The following is a 14,174-nucleotide window of genomic DNA, read 5'->3' on the forward strand; positions in this document are numbered from 1 at the left end:
TAAAAAAATTCTTACCGCATTGAAATAATCTCAAAATAGACAGTTTCGTTAGCAAATTAATGAGATTGTTCGAAGTTACTGCCCGGGCGCGCCGCAAGGCTCCACAAAAGTGCCGTCACGGCTGTCGATTTCATTAAAAAACCACACGCCCGCCGGGTAGTCCTCAAGAGACACCAGATACATGGTACCTTCGTTGAAGACCTCTACGGCCAGAATGACGCCTTCGCGCCGTGGGCCGCCATCTGTTTTTACCGTCACTCGATCGTTAACCTGCATACCCTTCCCCATTCTTTGCGATTGGCATCAGTGTATTACAAAACCCCGGGTGAAGGACACCGCCCCAGCCCTGCCGGTCTCTGCTATCAGCGTAGCAGCCGCCTGGATTTTCACTTTCTTAACGGTTTGACCGCAGAATCTTAAGCCGGCCTCGCGTAACCTGTCTTCAGGCGTTTCCCCCCCAGAGAAGCGCTTGCAAATGAAGAAGTAACAAGGAACTTTTGCCCGCAGACTTGCGGGCTTTTTTTATGCGCCGTCAAATTGCAGGCATAAAAAAACCCGCCTCGGCGGGTTTTATTCAATCAGCGGTAGACGCCAATTAGATAGCGGTAACGTTAGCCGCAGATGGACCTTTCGCACCGTTCTCGATAGAGAACTGTACGTTCTGGCCTTCAGCCAGGGTCTTGAAGCCTTGATCCTGGATAGCAGAGAAGTGTACGAATACGTCTTTGCTGCCGTCTGCTGGGGTGATGAAACCAAAACCTTTAGCTTCGTTGAACCACTTCACTTGACCTTTGATCATGTTGGACATGTCTAATTTCCTTCAATAATAATGTTAGCCGCCATGGGCGAGATAGCCGGTCATCAGTTACTTATGGAGGCACTGGAAAGGAAATTCGTCAGAGAAGGGCTATCCGGGATAACGCTTTAAATTTGAACTACTTTACTCAAAATGTCGTGCATAAATAGGTCTGTACCACAGGCCGACATCATTAACTCACGAGCGAGCGGCAATAGCAACCTTTTTCGCCGTGCAGGGGCGTTAATCTCGGCTAAACGCACAGGATTTGACCCCGTCTGCCTACGGGATCGCCAGCTGAATCCCCATTACGCCGCAGTCAAATGATAGTAATTCTCGTTTTACTGTTTTATAGTTGCCCGGCGTAATCATCCAGGGAGACCCACCATGCCGAGATGGCTCACATTACCGGCCGCCAGCGCCGCCGCCCTGCTGGCCTTTGCCGCTTACAGCGCCCCGCTTGGCGCGCTGGAGCTGAATTATCAAGCCCCCGATCCCAGCGTCGCCCCCGCGCCCAAGCCGCCGGCGTCGCCTGGGCCCGCGCCCAAGGCCGAGAAACCGCCGATCGCCTGGGCAGAGGCGCGAGATAAAAACGGTTTTCGCGTCGACATCGAGTGCGATCATCCGGGCTGCAGCAAGCCGCGCACCAAACCTTATCCCGCGTATGACGGCCCGGTGAAGAAAACCGATCGCCGCCGCCAATCCGATCCTTATTCCACCAACCAGGATCCCGATTACAACATTCAGTTAGGCTATGAGTGGTAATGACGCTTTCGGAGAATACCTATACCTCACGCAATCACGGCCGCTTAGAATGGCGTCAGTTCACCACTCCTCCTGGTGTTGAACATGACAAGCTGTGTTGCAAATCTTTATGCGCCTCCCTATAGGCGCTTTTTTTTTGCCCTTCTCGCATCTCGCCTTTCCGATTACAGATTGGTCTCATTGCCCTGCAAAGTGATGAATGTCACAAATACGCCTCCTTGCCATTCTTATTCGGAGGTGATGTTCATGGCCACAGGATCTCTTGCCCTCCTGGCCGTCTTGGCCGGCATTGCGGGCTATGCGCTCTATAAACACTTCAAATCTCAGAAGAAAAGCGCATTCGTTCGCCCGCACGATCGGTAACCGACAACGCATTTTCACCGCAAAGGCGCGGCACGCCGCACGCCGCGCCTGCGGTTACCGTCATCCTTTCATCACAAAACTGTCACAATATGGCCATATGATGATTAGCGATTATCCGTTCTGGCTTAACACCAAGGATTTCGCCCATGACCATAATTAAAGCTGCAAACCACCAGGAAGCAGAAAAGCTCATCCGCGCCGGCACAGCCAAGAAAATCGAACTGGCTTACGACATCGGCAGCGACGATTTCTTCCAGCTTGCCAGCCTGTGGTGCGATAAAGGCGCCAAGATCTCCAAAGGAAAAGAACACTTTATCGTTTCATTGAAAGGGTTCCGCATCCCCCCTAACGATTGATGCCCAGCCGCCCATCGCGGCGGCGTCTCCTCCTCTTCCTCGCAAAACCGCTCTATTCGACCACGCGTACCTCATTCGATTTCGCTAAGCTAACAGCAGACTTTATTGTGGACGCGCCACCTGATAACCGCGTCCGCCACGATGAGGAGAGTAACCATGTCAACGAATGCACCGCTGCCCGACACGATGAAAGCGATTGAGATCAGCCAACCCGGCGCCCCCGAGGTTCTGGTCGTCGCCGAACGTCCGGTGCCGGTTCCGCAAGCGGGCCAACTTCTGGTGAAAATCGCCGCCGCCGGCGTTAACCGCCCCGACGTGCTGCAACGTCAGGGGAACTATGCGCCACCGCCCGGCGCCTCGGATATTCCCGGCCTCGAAATTGCCGGCGAAGTGGTGGCCATCGGTGAAGGCGTGACCCGCTTCGCGATCGGCGATCGGGTTTGCGCCCTCATCGCCGGCGGTGGCTACGCGCAATACTGCGCCGTGCATGAAAGCAATGCGCTGCCGGTTCCGGCGGGCCTGAGCCTGACCGAGGCCGCCGCGCTGCCGGAAACCTTCTTTACCGTCTGGGTCAACGTGTTCCAGCGCGGTCACCTCAAAGCCGGCGAGACCGTGTTGATCCACGGCGGCACCTCGGGTATCGGCACGGTCGCCACCATGCTGGCGAAAGCCTTCTGCGCCCAGGTGATCACCACCGTCGGTTCAGAAGAGAAGCGTCAGGCGAGCCTGGCGCTGGGCGCCGACGTGGCGATTAATTACCGCAACGAAGACTTTGTCGCCCGCACCAAAGACGCCACTAACGGCAAAGGCGCCGACGTGATCGTCGATCTGATCGCCGGCGACTATGTGGCCAAGAACTATCAGGCCGCAGCGATGGAAGGCCGTATCGTGCAAATCGGCACGCAAAACGGCGTGGTAAAAGAGCTCAACCTGATGCCGCTGCTCTTGAAACGCTTGACCCATACCGGTTCGACGCTGCGTTCGCGCAGCGTCGCGGACAAAGCGCAGATTGCCGCCGAGCTGCACGAGAAAGTTTGGCCGCTGCTGGAGCGCGGCGTGCTGAAACCGCAAATCTTTAAAACCTTCCCGCTTGAAGAGGCGGCCGCTGCGCATGCGCTGATGGAATCCAGCGAGCACATCGGCAAAATCATGCTGACGTTCTGAGACCTTTCCCCGCAGCGGGGCTGCGGGGACATTTATGCCGCATTCAGGGAATGATGCGGCGACGACGGAATGCATCGAACAGCGAGAAAAACATGGCTTCGGTTTCGACAAACTGATGGAAACCGAAACGCCGCGCCTTGCTGCCGTCCGCGAACATGTCGTAGTCCCAGGAAAAGACGAAATCGGCGAAACGCCAGCCGGCCACCGCCCGGTAATCGGGCTCGGTCAAGGAGTGCCGTTGCGCCAGCTCACGCCACAGCGGCGCTTTGTCCACCATCATGTTTTCCAGCGTCATCGGCAACGGCGGCGCACATTCCAGCCCGAAGTACGCGGCGATTTTCGGCCACATTTCGCTCCAGCGAAACAGATCGCCGTTGTTGATGTTAAACGCCTGATTGGCTGCCGCAGGTTCGGTCGCCGCCCAGAGCGTGGCGCGCGCCAGCAGTCCGGCGTCGGTCATTTCCAACAGACTGTGGTAAGCGCCCGGCTTCCCGGGAAAGCGCAGCGGCAGCCCGAGCGCTTTACTGATCGAGGCGTAAACCGCGATGCTTAACGCCAGATTCATCGGGTTGCCGAGCGAGAAGCCCCCCACGACGCTCGGGCGAATGGCGCTCCAACGCCAGCGCTTGCCTGTTTGGCGCTGCTCCAGATACTGCTGCTGCGCCACGTTAAACTCCGGCGGCATATGCCCGGCATCGCTTTCACGCGCCGGCGTTTTAAACGGCCCCAAATGCGCGCCATAAACTTTATAGCCCTGCATCAGGCTGATATGTTCCAACGCCGGCGCAATCGGCTCCAGCCCTTCGACAACGTGTTGCAACATTTGCAGGTTCGGCGCCACCAGCCCCGCCCAATCCGGAGCATCCTGATAGGCGGCATAGAAAACGTGGCTAATCGCGCTCAGCGGCCGCAGCGCGTCCCGCGTCGCCGCCGCATCCAGCAGGTCAACCTGCAGGTGGCGCACCCCAGGCGCCGGTTCGCCGCCCCGGCGCGAGACGCCCACCACTTGCCAACCTTGGTCAATCAGCTCCACAATCAATCGGCGCCCAATCACGCCATTGGCGCCGATCACCAGCGCCTGTCGCTTTGCGTTCATTTTGTCACCCCTCGGATTATCGATACCCTGAGTGTTATTGATTAGCGATGCTTGCGGTAGATGAGGGTTTCCACTAACACTAATAAGAAATATCTATAGGCAAAATCGACATGGATAAGCTGAACGCAATGAAAACCTTTATGCGGGTGGCGGAGCTGGGCAGCCTGTCTGCCGCCGCGCGCGATCTGCGTTTGACGCAGCCGGCGGTCAGTCAGCAAATCGCCGGTCTGGAACAGCAGTTGGGGGCGCAGCTGCTGTTTCGCAGCACGCGTGCGGTCACCCTGACGGAGGCCGGCAATGATTACTATCAGCGCCTCAAACCGATTATGGCGGCGGTCGACGAAGCGGAAGAGGCGTTGCACGGCCAGCACCACCAGCTGCAGGGCAATTTGCGCCTGCATGCGCCGACCGGATTCGGGCAACGGCATATCACCCCTTTGGCCATCGCGTTCCAAAAACGTCATCCGGATCTCACCATCGAGCTGCTGCTGGACGATCGCCGCGCCGACGTCATCGGCGAAGGCATCGACGTGGCGCTGCGCTTCGGCGAATTGCACGCGCCCGGCATGGTGGCGAAACGGTTGGGTGAGCTGCAACGCCTGCTGGTCGCGTCGCCGGCCTATCTGGCCAGGCATGGCGCCCCTCGTTCGCTGGCGGATCTGGTGAAACATGCGCACATTCGCTACAGCGGCCTAAACGATGGCGATACGCTCACCCTGCTCGGCCCCCACGGCGCCGAGATGGTCGCGCTGCGGCCCACGTTTCGCGCCAACAATACCTTATCGCTGCTGGCGGCCATCGAGGCCGGGGCCGGCATCGGTGGCGCTCAGCGGCCGCTGATCGGCGAACAGCTGGCGACGGGCGTGCTGGTTCCCGTCTTGCCGGAATACCGCTACCCGCCCATGGCGCTGCATGCGGTCTATCCCACTTTACGTTTTATTCCGCAGAAAGTGCGCGCCTGGGTGGCGCATTTGCAACAGGCGTTGACGGCGATCGAGGGAATTAGCGGAGTGAATGCCCCCGGCCAGACGCCGGGAGCATAATCATTATTTGAACAGTTTGCCGACCATGTCGCCCAGTTCATTGCTGTCTTGCTGCACTTCACCGTTTGGCGAAGCGGCATCCGCTACCGTCGGCAAGAACTGTGCAATGGTGCTGGACGCCTGGGCCGGATCGACGCCCAGCTTTTCAGCCAGTTGATTGATCGCATCGCTGCCCAACGCCTGCTGCACATGATCGCCGGTAATCGGCTGGTTTTCGCCGTTACCGAGCCAGGAACCGACGATATCGCCGAACTGCCCCTGGCGGAACTTGTCCAAAATGGCCTGCAGGCCGCCTTGTTGCTCGACCCACTGCATAATGGCGATGTAATCGATGCCTTTGCCGTTGGCGCCGCCGCCCAGAATGTTACCCAATACGCTATCGAACAGACCCATGATATTCCCCTTTCAGCCGCTGCGGCCCGCGCCGCACAGCCGGATTGATTTCACGAAAAAGGGCCGCCGCGGCGACCCTGTTGAGCAACGGCTGCTTAGCCTTTGATCTTCCTGTAGACAAAAAGCACCACCAGGGCACCGATGACCGCCACCACGAAGCTGCCCAGGTTAAAACCGTCAACGCGTCCCATACCGAAGAAGGTGCTGATATAGCCGCCGACGACGGCGCCCACGATCCCCAGTATAACGGTAACAATAAAGCCGCCGCCGTCTTTGCCCGGCATAATCCATTTAGCCAGGATACCGGCGATTAAACCAAAAATGATCCAGGAAATGATGCCCATTTTTACTCTCCCTATTGCCTTTTGCCTAACAGAAATCCTATTACCAGGCCCACGACGGCGCCGGCGCCTACCCCTGCCCAAGGGTTATCCTTGATGCAGGCACATGATTGCTCGAGCGCTGCCTTTACGCCGCTGCGCACTTCGCAGGCGGTGGTTTTAACGTAGTCGCTCGGTTGCTCAACACCGCTTAGATCGTCATTTTCATATGACATGTCAAATCCTTACAGACCCGCCCTCTGAGAACTTCGTCACCTGTTTCACGTCCGGCGCTGCCCGTTCCGCGATCTTGCTCTGGACACTCTGCCCACAGCCGTTCAAGACGGGGCGTACGGCGACAAACGCACAACATCACACTATGACTATAGTAAAAAATCAGCGGTTTACCCATTTCCGTCCGTCTGAATTTCACCGCGTCAAAAGCGATCGCATTTCATCCCATTGTCATCTGGACAGGCTAAACTTTAAACACAGCCTCCTGGAGGAAACGCCGATGTTCAATGCCCCTTTTGTCCTGATTCTCGCGCTGCTGTATGCGCTGGCGGCCGTTTGGGACGGTTCCGCCGCGCTGCTGTTTCTCTAAGGTTACATAGCGGTTGTCACTTTTGCGATGCGCTGAATTGTGTCCTTATTTTTCAATGTCGCCAGCCGGTTGAAATAGCGGTGAATATCCGCCCTTCCCTCGGTAAAAATCTCATTTCGTTCCGTTTCCCGTCTGCGCTTAAATAAAGCGTAAAAAAAAGCATGAATGGAAAACCCGGTCTCACAAAAAATGCTCTATCATTTCGCACATAACAATTTGGGTTAAGGTCCCATTGCGAAATTAAAGGAAGAACAGAAAAAATGATTTCAAACCAACGCTTTGAGCGCGAATTCTTGCGCCCTCGTTATTGGTTGCTGTGGATAGGGCTGGGAATACTCTATCTATTGGTGTTATTGCCCTACCCGCTCATTTATCGGCTTGGACACGGCCTTGGCAGAATCGCCATGCCCCTGATGAAACGCCGGGTAAAAATAGCGCGCCGTAATTTAGAACTCTGTTTCCCTGAGATGCCCGCCGCCGAACGAGAGGCGCTGATTGTCAAAAATTTTGAGTCCGTCGGCATGGGCCTGTTCGAAGTCGGCATGGCCTGGTTCTGGCCTGACTGGCGCATCGCCCGTTGGTTTAAGGTGAGCGGCATGGAAAACATGCAGTTGGCGCGTCAGGACGGGAAAGGCGTGCTGCTGATCGGCCTGCATTTCCTCACTCTGGAGCTGGGCGCGCGCATCTTCGGCATGCAAAACCCCGGCATCGGCGTACACCGCCCGCACAATAACAAGCTGATGGAATGGGTGCAGACCTGGGGCCGGCTGCGCTCGAATAAATTCATGATCGATCGTAAAGATATCAAAGGCATGATCCGCAACCTGAAGCAGGGTGAAATCCTGTGGTACGCGCCGGACCACGATTACGGCCCGCAAAGCAGCGTGTTCGCGCCGTTCTTCGCCGTGGAAAACGCCGCCACGACGACCGGCACCTATATCCTGGCGCGTATGGGGCGGCCGTCGATCGTGCCATTCGTGCCGCGCCGTCTGCCGAATGCCCGCGGCTACGAGCTGATCGTGCAGCCGCCGCTGACGGACTTCCCGCTGGACGATGAAACGCGCGCGGCGGCCATGATGAACCGCGTGGTGGAAGAACAGGTGCTGCTGGCGCCCGATCAATACATGTGGTTGCACCGCCGCTTTAAAACCCGCCCACCCGGCGAACCTTCGCTGTATTAATCGCCTTCGCGCCTTCGCCCGCCCTGCCGGCGGCGAAGGCGCTCACCTCGCACGAGCATTCTACGTCAGGGGGACTACACTAATAAGTCACCGACGGCAATTATTGCCGCCAGCAATCATTTCTTCCCGCCCGAGGGCCGGTCGTTGCCTGTCGGGCCACAACCGAGGTCAATGTCATGCTGGTACAACCCTATTTGTTCTTCAGCGGTAACTGTGAGCAAGCGATTAACTTCTATGTACAGCAGTTGAATGCCAAAATTGAAATGGTCATGCGCTTCAAAGACATGCCCGAAGAAGCCCGCCAAGGCGGGCCGCAGGATGTCAATCCTGAAGCGATCATGCATGCGCGTCTGCTGATTGGCGACGGCGTACTGATGGCCTCCGACGGCTGTCCACAGGATGACAGCGGCGGCGCTTCCCACAAAGGCTTCTCGCTGTCGCTGAACCCCAGCGACGCGGAACAAGGACGCAAACTGTTCGATAATCTGGCGCAGGGCGGCCAGGTGACGATGCCTTATCAAGCCACCTTCTGGGCCAAAGGCTTCGGCATGCTGACCGACAAATTCGGCGTCAACTGGATGATCAACGTCGAATAACCCCGCATGGCGCCGCTAGCTGTAGCGGTGCCAGTCATACGCCGCTTTGGCGAACAGCGCGAACAACACCGTCAACAGCGCCAGCCCCAACCGCCAGTAAGGCGACCGGCGCCGCCGCCAGGCGAAGAACATCATCACCGCCAGCGCCCCCAGCGTGAGGGGGTAATACACCGCCAGCGTCAGTAAAGCGATAATGATGTAATCCGACATGGCTCCTTTACTCCTTCGCGTTCACGCCGCCGCAAATGCGGGGTGCGAGGCGCCTTTCTCCCTATCGCCACGTTAAGGGCTAGAGGTCTGGCGCATTTATGCATAAAATATAAGATTGCTCTTAACTCAAATTGAATAGTAATTAAACAACAAGGGTGACATGACTCAGCAGCAACCCATACAGGATGCCGCGGCGCCGCGCAGCGTTAAAAGCTCCCCATTATTATTTCAGGCCGGCGTGTTTGTCATCATCGTTGCCGCCACGCTGATCCTCTTTAACAGCTGGCAAATCTGGAACGCGCACCAGCGGGATCTGCGCAGCGCCGAGCATGAATCCGCCAACCTCGCCCGTTCGCTGGCGCAGCATGCCGACGATACCTTCATGCAGGTAGACGGCAATCTGCTCGATCTGACCGAACGTCTCCAGAACGACGGACTGGGGCCCTCACAATTGACCCGGCTGCAACGGGTGATGCAAACCCAGGTCGGCAACCTGCCGCAGCTGCACGGGATGTTTATCTACGATGCGAGCGGCCGCTGGCTGGCGACCTCCTCGGGCAAATTCATCAAGAACGCCAACAACGCCGATCGCGATTACTTCAAATATCACCAAAACCGCGATGGCGGCGGTCTGTACATCGGCGAGGTGATCCGCAGCCGCACCACCGGCGATCTGATCATCCCCGTTTCGCGGCGCTTCAACAACCCGGACGGCAGCTTTGGTGGCGTGGTGCTGGCGACGTTGTACGTCGATTATTTTCGCCAGTTTTACGACAGTTTCGCCCTCAACACCGACGCCTCGCTAAATCTGCTGCTGGCGGACGGCACCATTCTCTACCGCCGCCCTTACTCGGCGGCCTCGATAGGTAAAAATATCGCCAAGGGCGTGTTGTTCAGCGAAATATTGCCGCATTCGGAATTCGGCAACGCCACCATCACCTCGCTGTACGACAAAGTGGAGCGCATCTACGGCTATTCGCGGGTCAACCGCTTTCCGCTGGTGATCGCCGCCGGGCTGTCGAAACGCGACGCGCTGGCGGACTGGCGCACCGACGCCGGCCTGTTCGCCGCCGGCGGCCTCTCTCTGCTGATGATCCTGCTGGCGATGGGCGCGGTGCTGCTGCGGCAAATCAAGCACAGCATGCAAACCGAAGCCGAGCTGATGCGCACCCGCGATCAGCTGACCAGCATCAACCAGATGCTGGAAGAACTGGCGCTGCTGGACAGCCTGACCGGCCTGGCCAACCGCCGCCAGTTTGATATCGCGCTGAAGAACGAGCTGGCGCGCGCCTCGCGCAACTACCGCAGCGTGGCGCTGCTGATGCTGGATATCGACTACTTCAAGCAGTACAACGACAGCTACGGCCACGTCGCCGGCGACCAGTGCCTGCAGCAGATCGGCCAGACGCTGAAAGGGTTGGCGTGCCGCAGCAACGATATTCTGGCGCGCTACGGCGGTGAAGAGATGGGGATTATCCTGCCGGATACCGACGTGCAGGGCGCGCTGATTTTCGCCGAACGCGTCATCCAGGCGGTGCGCGATCTGAAGATCCCGCATCAGGGCAACCCGCACGGCATCGTCACCATCAGCATCGGCATCTGCGCCAAAGTGCCGCATATGTATAACGATACGCCGATCAGCTTTATCAATGAGGCGGACAGCGCGCTGTATCAGGCCAAGAAAAAAGGCAAAAACTGCATTTACGGCGCTTAATCACTCATCGGGCCACCAAAATTGGGCGGCCCGATTTATTCCCACGACAAAAATGAAATAATTTCCCGCCGAAACATTATTTCCCCAATTTGCCCCGCTATCGGAATGAAATAACGCCAATAAATAAGCAGCATATTTATTTCCATTACAATTCAATAAGATAAAAAATGCGCTATTCAGCGAACAATTCGTGCCATTTTTGATTATTCGTGCCTACGCCGAGCCTCGTTTAGCCTCCGTTTACTTTTCATTGGCATTGCCGGTGATACCCTTAGCAGGACTATTCTATATATCAGGAAGCCATCGCACGCTTCGGCGCACTGCGCCCTGCTGATACATCCATAATAGAACCCATAAATTTCACGTTGCATTTGGGCGACCGACGCAAAGACTTTTGGCGTCGCTCCAGCCAGCCACGGCGCAAGCCAGTGCAGCCAACCACGCGGCAACCTGAAAGGCGGGAATAAAGCGATATAGATTTGCGAGGAGATCTCATGCCTACTGGCGATATTATGCGTGAACAGGCCGTCCTGACGCTGCCGTTGCGACAATGGGCGGCAGCGGAAGCATCCAGCGCGGTCAGTGAACTGGAACAGGGCAAAGTGCTGTTTCTGCCCGAACTGGCCTTCACCCTGTCTGAGCAGGAAATGCCGCTGCTGGATCCGGCGCTGGTCGATCCGAAGCGCAAAAACATCAGCTATCAACCGCTGTCCGGCAAGCTGACCGGCGTCGCCGTCGCGGAGCGCCGGCAGCAGGTTCAGCAACTGCTGGAACGTTATTACCAATCTTGCCGCCAGCTGATCGCCGGGCTGTTGCCCGAGTATCAGGAGGCGCTGCACCATCCGACCGGCAGCCTGCGTTTGCATCCGGTTTCGGCCTGGCGCGCAAGCAGCTCCTGGCGCAAAGACGACAGCCGGCTGCACGTCGATGCTTTCCCGTCGCGCCCGAACTACGGTGAACGTATTCTGCGTATTTTCACCAACATCAATCCGCACGGTGAACATCGCCAATGGCGCGTCGGCGAACCGTTCCCTGAGCTGGCGCAACGCTTCATGCCGCGTCTGGCGCGCTACTCCGCCTTTAGCAGCTGGTTGCAGCACCGGGTACACATCACCAAAACCCGCCGCAGCCATTATGACCACCTGATGCTGCAGTTGCATGACGCCATGAAGGCCGACGGCGATTATCAACAACAGGGGCCGCAGCTGGCGCTGGCGTTTCCGCCGGGCAGCAGCTGGATTTGCTTCTCGGATCAAACGCCGCACGCCGCGATGGGCGGCCAGTTTATGCTGGAACAGACCTTCTTGCTGCCGGTGAACAAGATGCAGGATCCGCAGCGCTCGCCGCTGAAAGTGCTGGAACAGCTGCGCGGTCAGCCGCTGATCTGAATAGATTGCCGCCGCCGGCAGCTCCGGCGGCGGCAAGCGCGCATCACGCCTCGAAGTCCCCCTGTTGGCGCGCCACCAACGTCAGGATGCTGTACAGCGCCACCGGTTGCTGTTCCTGATTCAATACTTGCACATCCCACACCACCACGCCGTGCGGCCGATCTTCGGCGGTTTTCTGCGGCTTGCGGATCTTCTTCTTGCAGGTCAACCGCACCTGAATGGTGTCGCCGATCTTCACCGGTTCGATAAAGCGCAGATTCTCCATGCCGTAGTTGGCGATCACCGGCCCGACGGCGGCATCGACAAACAGCCCGGCCGCGGCGGACACCACAAAGTAACCGTGCGCCACCCGCTCGCCGAACAGCGAATCGGCGGCGCCGATCTTGTCCATATGCGCGTAGAAATGATCGCCGCTCAGGCAGGCGAAGTTGACGATATCCGCTTCGGTCACGGTGCGGCGCGCGGTCAACAGGCTGTCGCCCAGCTGCAGCTGCTCGAAGTATTTCCGGAACGGATGTACCGGGTGCTCGGCGACCGGCGCGCCGCGCACCCATTCACCGCCGATGGCCGCCAGCATCGCCGGACTGCCCTGGATCGCCGTGCGCTGCATATAGTGCTTCACCGCGCGCAGTCCACCCAGCTCTTCCCCGCCGCCGGCGCGCCCCGGGCCGCCGTGCACCAACATCGGCAGCGGCGACCCGTGGCCGGTGGACTCCGCCGCCTGTTCATCCAAAATTAACATGCGGCCATGGGCGCACGCCGCCGCGCGAATGAAGCGCTTGGCCAATGCCGGATCGGCGGTCACCAGCGAGCCCGCCAGGCTGCCCTGCCCCAGCAACGCCAGCGCGATCGCCTGCTCGGTATCCGCATACGGCATCAGCGTCGCCACCGGGCCGAAGGCCTCAGTGCCGTGCACCGCCTGATGGGTGAACGGATCGGCGCAATACAGCAGGGTCGGCGGATAAAACGCCCCGCCGCGCGCGCCGTCGCCCAGGATTTCCAGCTTATCCAGCGCCGCGCCGCACAGCGGCTCGCAGCCGTTGCGCAGCAGAAACTCCACCTTGCTTTGCACATCATCACGCTGCTCGTGGCTGACCAACGCCCCCATGCGCACCTGCTCCAGCTGCGGGTCGCCCACCGTCACCCCAGCCAGGCGCTGCAACAAGGCCTGACGCACCGCAACCACCTGCGCCGCCGGCACGATGATGCGGCGGATCGCCGTGCATTTCTGCCCCGCCTTGGCGGTCATTTCACGGCACACCTCTTTGATAAACAGCGCAAACTCCGGCATCTCCGGCGTTACGTCTTCCGCCAGCACGCAGCAGTTGAGCGAATCCGCCTCCATGGTGAAGGCGATCGATTTCTCCAACAGCCGCGGGTGCGCGCGCAGCCGCTGCCCGGTCTGCGCCGAACCGGTGAACGTCACCGCATCCTGATAATCCAGGTGCGCAAACATGTCGCCGACGCCACCGCATACCAACTGCAGCGCCCCTTCCGGCACCAGCCCGCTGTCGACGATCAGCCTGACCATCGCCTGCGTCAGCTGCGCGGTGGCGGTGGCCGGCTTGATGATGGCCGGCATGCCCGCCAGCCAGGTCGGCGCCAGTTTTTCCAGCATGCCCCAGCAAGGGAAGTTGAAGGCGTTGATATGCAGCGCCACGCCCGGGCGCGAGGTCAATACGTGGCGAGCGGCGAACTGCGCCTGTTTCGACAACGGGATCAGCTCATCCTCCGGCCACAGGGTATCATCCGGCAGATCGCGGCCGGCCATGCCGGCATAGGCGAACAGCGTGGCGATGCCGCCTTCGATATCGACCCAGCCGTCGCTGCGCGTCGTCCCGGTTTGATAGGAAATCTGATACAGCGCTTCTTTGTGCGCCAGCAGGTGTTTCGCCACCGCTTTCAGCATCTGGGCGCGCTGCTGGAACGTCATTTGCGCCAGCGCCGGCCCCCCGTGGCGGCGGGCATAGCTCAGGCTCGCCGCTAACGGCAGGCCGTCGGAGCAGACCTGATACAGCGCCTCGCCGGTCACGGCGTGGCGGATCTCGCGGCCCTCTCCCTGCCCATACACCCAGGCGCCAGAAAGATAACTGTGTAACTGCTGCATGTGCCCTCCAAAATTCATAAATTTTCACCCTACAGCTTAATTACGTATCACATAAATGCCAGTTTACGCCAAACTCAA

The 14,174-nt window shown here is 58.6% G+C and carries 16 protein-coding genes; 8 read left to right on the plus strand and 8 right to left on the minus strand.

Going from position 1 to position 14,174, the window contains the following annotated elements:
• Positions 1–75: 75 nt before the first annotated feature.
• Positions 76–276 (minus strand): protein DsrB, encoded by a 201-nt coding sequence (dsrB, locus tag ACSBQV_RS10835; protein ID WP_033643594.1) that lies wholly within the window; start codon positions 274–276, stop codon positions 76–78.
• Between the two features lie 319 nt (positions 277–595).
• Positions 596–808 carry a transcription antiterminator/RNA stability regulator CspE gene (cspE, locus tag ACSBQV_RS10840; protein ID WP_004935122.1) on the minus strand — a complete coding sequence of 71 codons (213 nt, stop codon included), beginning with the start codon at positions 806–808 and terminating at the stop codon, positions 596–598.
• 375 nt (positions 809–1,183) lie between these two features.
• Between cspE and ACSBQV_RS10845 the strand changes: the two genes are divergently transcribed.
• From ACSBQV_RS10845 to ACSBQV_RS10855, 3 genes are all read left to right on the plus strand, one after another.
• Positions 1,184–1,561, plus strand: coding sequence for a hypothetical protein (locus tag ACSBQV_RS10845; protein ID WP_099786156.1), 378 nt, complete (start codon positions 1,184–1,186; stop codon positions 1,559–1,561).
• Positions 1,562–2,070: 509 nt separating this feature from the next.
• Positions 2,071–2,280, plus strand: a complete 210-nt coding sequence (locus tag ACSBQV_RS10850; protein WP_004935132.1) for a hypothetical protein — start codon at positions 2,071–2,073, stop codon at positions 2,278–2,280.
• Between the two features lie 156 nt (positions 2,281–2,436).
• On the plus strand, positions 2,437–3,444 hold the full coding sequence (locus ACSBQV_RS10855) for an NAD(P)H-quinone oxidoreductase (RefSeq protein WP_033643596.1): 1,008 nt from the start codon (positions 2,437–2,439) through the stop codon (positions 3,442–3,444).
• Between the two features lie 43 nt (positions 3,445–3,487).
• Here ACSBQV_RS10855 and ACSBQV_RS10860 read toward each other — a convergent pair whose 3' ends face one another.
• A complete protein-coding gene (locus ACSBQV_RS10860) occupies positions 3,488–4,540 on the minus strand; it encodes an SDR family oxidoreductase (RefSeq protein ID WP_099786158.1) in 1,053 nt (350 codons plus the stop codon).
• Positions 4,541–4,650: 110 nt separating this feature from the next.
• On the opposite strand from ACSBQV_RS10860, the gene ACSBQV_RS10865 reads away from it, so the two are divergent.
• A complete protein-coding gene (locus ACSBQV_RS10865; RefSeq protein ID WP_099786160.1) occupies positions 4,651–5,583 on the plus strand; it encodes a LysR family transcriptional regulator in 933 nt (310 codons plus the stop codon).
• A 3-nt stretch (positions 5,584–5,586) separates the two neighbouring features.
• Here the strand turns inward: ACSBQV_RS10865 and ACSBQV_RS10870 are convergent, their stop codons facing one another.
• The 3 genes from ACSBQV_RS10870 to ACSBQV_RS10880 all read right to left on the minus strand — a co-directional run bounded on the left by ACSBQV_RS10870 (position 5,587) and on the right by ACSBQV_RS10880 (position 6,532).
• Positions 5,587–5,976, minus strand: coding sequence for a YidB family protein (locus ACSBQV_RS10870; protein ID WP_019453502.1), 390 nt, complete (start codon positions 5,974–5,976; stop codon positions 5,587–5,589).
• A gap of 95 nt (positions 5,977–6,071) precedes the next feature.
• The gene (locus ACSBQV_RS10875) at positions 6,072–6,320 is read right to left on the minus strand and encodes a GlsB/YeaQ/YmgE family stress response membrane protein (RefSeq protein ID WP_004935146.1); all 249 of its coding nucleotides are present in this window, start codon (positions 6,318–6,320) and stop codon (positions 6,072–6,074) included.
• Between the two features lie 11 nt (positions 6,321–6,331).
• On the minus strand, positions 6,332–6,532 hold the full coding sequence (locus ACSBQV_RS10880) for a glycine zipper domain-containing protein (RefSeq protein WP_033643599.1): 201 nt from the start codon (positions 6,530–6,532) through the stop codon (positions 6,332–6,334).
• Between the two features lie 628 nt (positions 6,533–7,160).
• On the opposite strand from ACSBQV_RS10880, the gene ACSBQV_RS10885 reads away from it, so the two are divergent.
• Positions 7,161–8,081 (plus strand): Kdo(2)-lipid IV(A) acyltransferase, encoded by a 921-nt coding sequence (locus ACSBQV_RS10885; RefSeq protein ID WP_033650814.1) that lies wholly within the window; start codon positions 7,161–7,163, stop codon positions 8,079–8,081.
• A 176-nt stretch (positions 8,082–8,257) separates the two neighbouring features.
• On the plus strand, positions 8,258–8,677 hold the full coding sequence (yjdN, locus tag ACSBQV_RS10890; RefSeq protein WP_046687369.1) for a VOC family metalloprotein YjdN: 420 nt from the start codon (positions 8,258–8,260) through the stop codon (positions 8,675–8,677).
• Positions 8,678–8,692: 15 nt separating this feature from the next.
• Here the strand turns inward: yjdN and ACSBQV_RS10895 are convergent, their stop codons facing one another.
• Positions 8,693–8,887, minus strand: coding sequence for a hypothetical protein (locus ACSBQV_RS10895; RefSeq protein WP_033643602.1), 195 nt, complete (start codon positions 8,885–8,887; stop codon positions 8,693–8,695).
• 160 nt (positions 8,888–9,047) lie between these two features.
• Between ACSBQV_RS10895 and ACSBQV_RS10900 the strand changes: the two genes are divergently transcribed.
• Both ACSBQV_RS10900 and ACSBQV_RS10905 read left to right on the plus strand, forming a co-directional pair.
• Positions 9,048–10,601, plus strand: coding sequence for a sensor domain-containing diguanylate cyclase (locus ACSBQV_RS10900; protein WP_060660554.1), 1,554 nt, complete (start codon positions 9,048–9,050; stop codon positions 10,599–10,601).
• Between the two features lie 494 nt (positions 10,602–11,095).
• Positions 11,096–11,989, plus strand: coding sequence for a Kdo hydroxylase family protein (locus ACSBQV_RS10905; protein WP_047025418.1), 894 nt, complete (start codon positions 11,096–11,098; stop codon positions 11,987–11,989).
• 43 nt (positions 11,990–12,032) lie between these two features.
• Here the strand turns inward: ACSBQV_RS10905 and paaZ are convergent, their stop codons facing one another.
• A complete protein-coding gene (gene paaZ / locus ACSBQV_RS10910; protein WP_099786162.1) occupies positions 12,033–14,096 on the minus strand; it encodes a phenylacetic acid degradation bifunctional protein PaaZ in 2,064 nt (687 codons plus the stop codon).
• Between the last annotated feature and the right edge of the window lie 78 nt (positions 14,097–14,174).

Source organism: Serratia sp. B501, from assembly GCF_051172315.1.
Classification (GTDB): domain Bacteria; phylum Pseudomonadota; class Gammaproteobacteria; order Enterobacterales; family Enterobacteriaceae; genus Serratia; species Serratia ureilytica.

Excerpts from the sequence above, each read along its gene's own strand:
- dsrB (WP_033643594.1), bottom strand. The coding sequence starts at position 276 with ATGCAGGTTAACGATCGAGTGACGGTAAAAACAGATGGCGGCCCACGG.
- cspE (WP_004935122.1), bottom strand. The coding sequence starts at position 808 with ATGTCCAACATGATCAAAGGTCAAGTGAAGTGGTTCAACGAAGCTAAA.
- ACSBQV_RS10845 (WP_099786156.1), top strand. The coding sequence starts at position 1,184 with ATGCCGAGATGGCTCACATTACCGGCCGCCAGCGCCGCCGCCCTGCTG.
- ACSBQV_RS10850 (WP_004935132.1), top strand. The coding sequence starts at position 2,071 with ATGACCATAATTAAAGCTGCAAACCACCAGGAAGCAGAAAAGCTCATC.
- ACSBQV_RS10855 (WP_033643596.1), top strand. The coding sequence starts at position 2,437 with ATGTCAACGAATGCACCGCTGCCCGACACGATGAAAGCGATTGAGATC.
- ACSBQV_RS10860 (WP_099786158.1), bottom strand. The coding sequence starts at position 4,540 with ATGAACGCAAAGCGACAGGCGCTGGTGATCGGCGCCAATGGCGTGATT.
- ACSBQV_RS10865 (WP_099786160.1), top strand. The coding sequence starts at position 4,651 with ATGGATAAGCTGAACGCAATGAAAACCTTTATGCGGGTGGCGGAGCTG.
- ACSBQV_RS10870 (WP_019453502.1), bottom strand. The coding sequence starts at position 5,976 with ATGGGTCTGTTCGATAGCGTATTGGGTAACATTCTGGGCGGCGGCGCC.
- ACSBQV_RS10875 (WP_004935146.1), bottom strand. The coding sequence starts at position 6,320 with ATGGGCATCATTTCCTGGATCATTTTTGGTTTAATCGCCGGTATCCTG.
- ACSBQV_RS10880 (WP_033643599.1), bottom strand. The coding sequence starts at position 6,532 with ATGTCATATGAAAATGACGATCTAAGCGGTGTTGAGCAACCGAGCGAC.
- ACSBQV_RS10885 (WP_033650814.1), top strand. The coding sequence starts at position 7,161 with ATGATTTCAAACCAACGCTTTGAGCGCGAATTCTTGCGCCCTCGTTAT.
- yjdN (WP_046687369.1), top strand. The coding sequence starts at position 8,258 with ATGCTGGTACAACCCTATTTGTTCTTCAGCGGTAACTGTGAGCAAGCG.
- ACSBQV_RS10895 (WP_033643602.1), bottom strand. The coding sequence starts at position 8,887 with ATGTCGGATTACATCATTATCGCTTTACTGACGCTGGCGGTGTATTAC.
- ACSBQV_RS10900 (WP_060660554.1), top strand. The coding sequence starts at position 9,048 with ATGACTCAGCAGCAACCCATACAGGATGCCGCGGCGCCGCGCAGCGTT.
- ACSBQV_RS10905 (WP_047025418.1), top strand. The coding sequence starts at position 11,096 with ATGCCTACTGGCGATATTATGCGTGAACAGGCCGTCCTGACGCTGCCG.
- paaZ (WP_099786162.1), bottom strand. The coding sequence starts at position 14,096 with ATGCAGCAGTTACACAGTTATCTTTCTGGCGCCTGGGTGTATGGGCAG.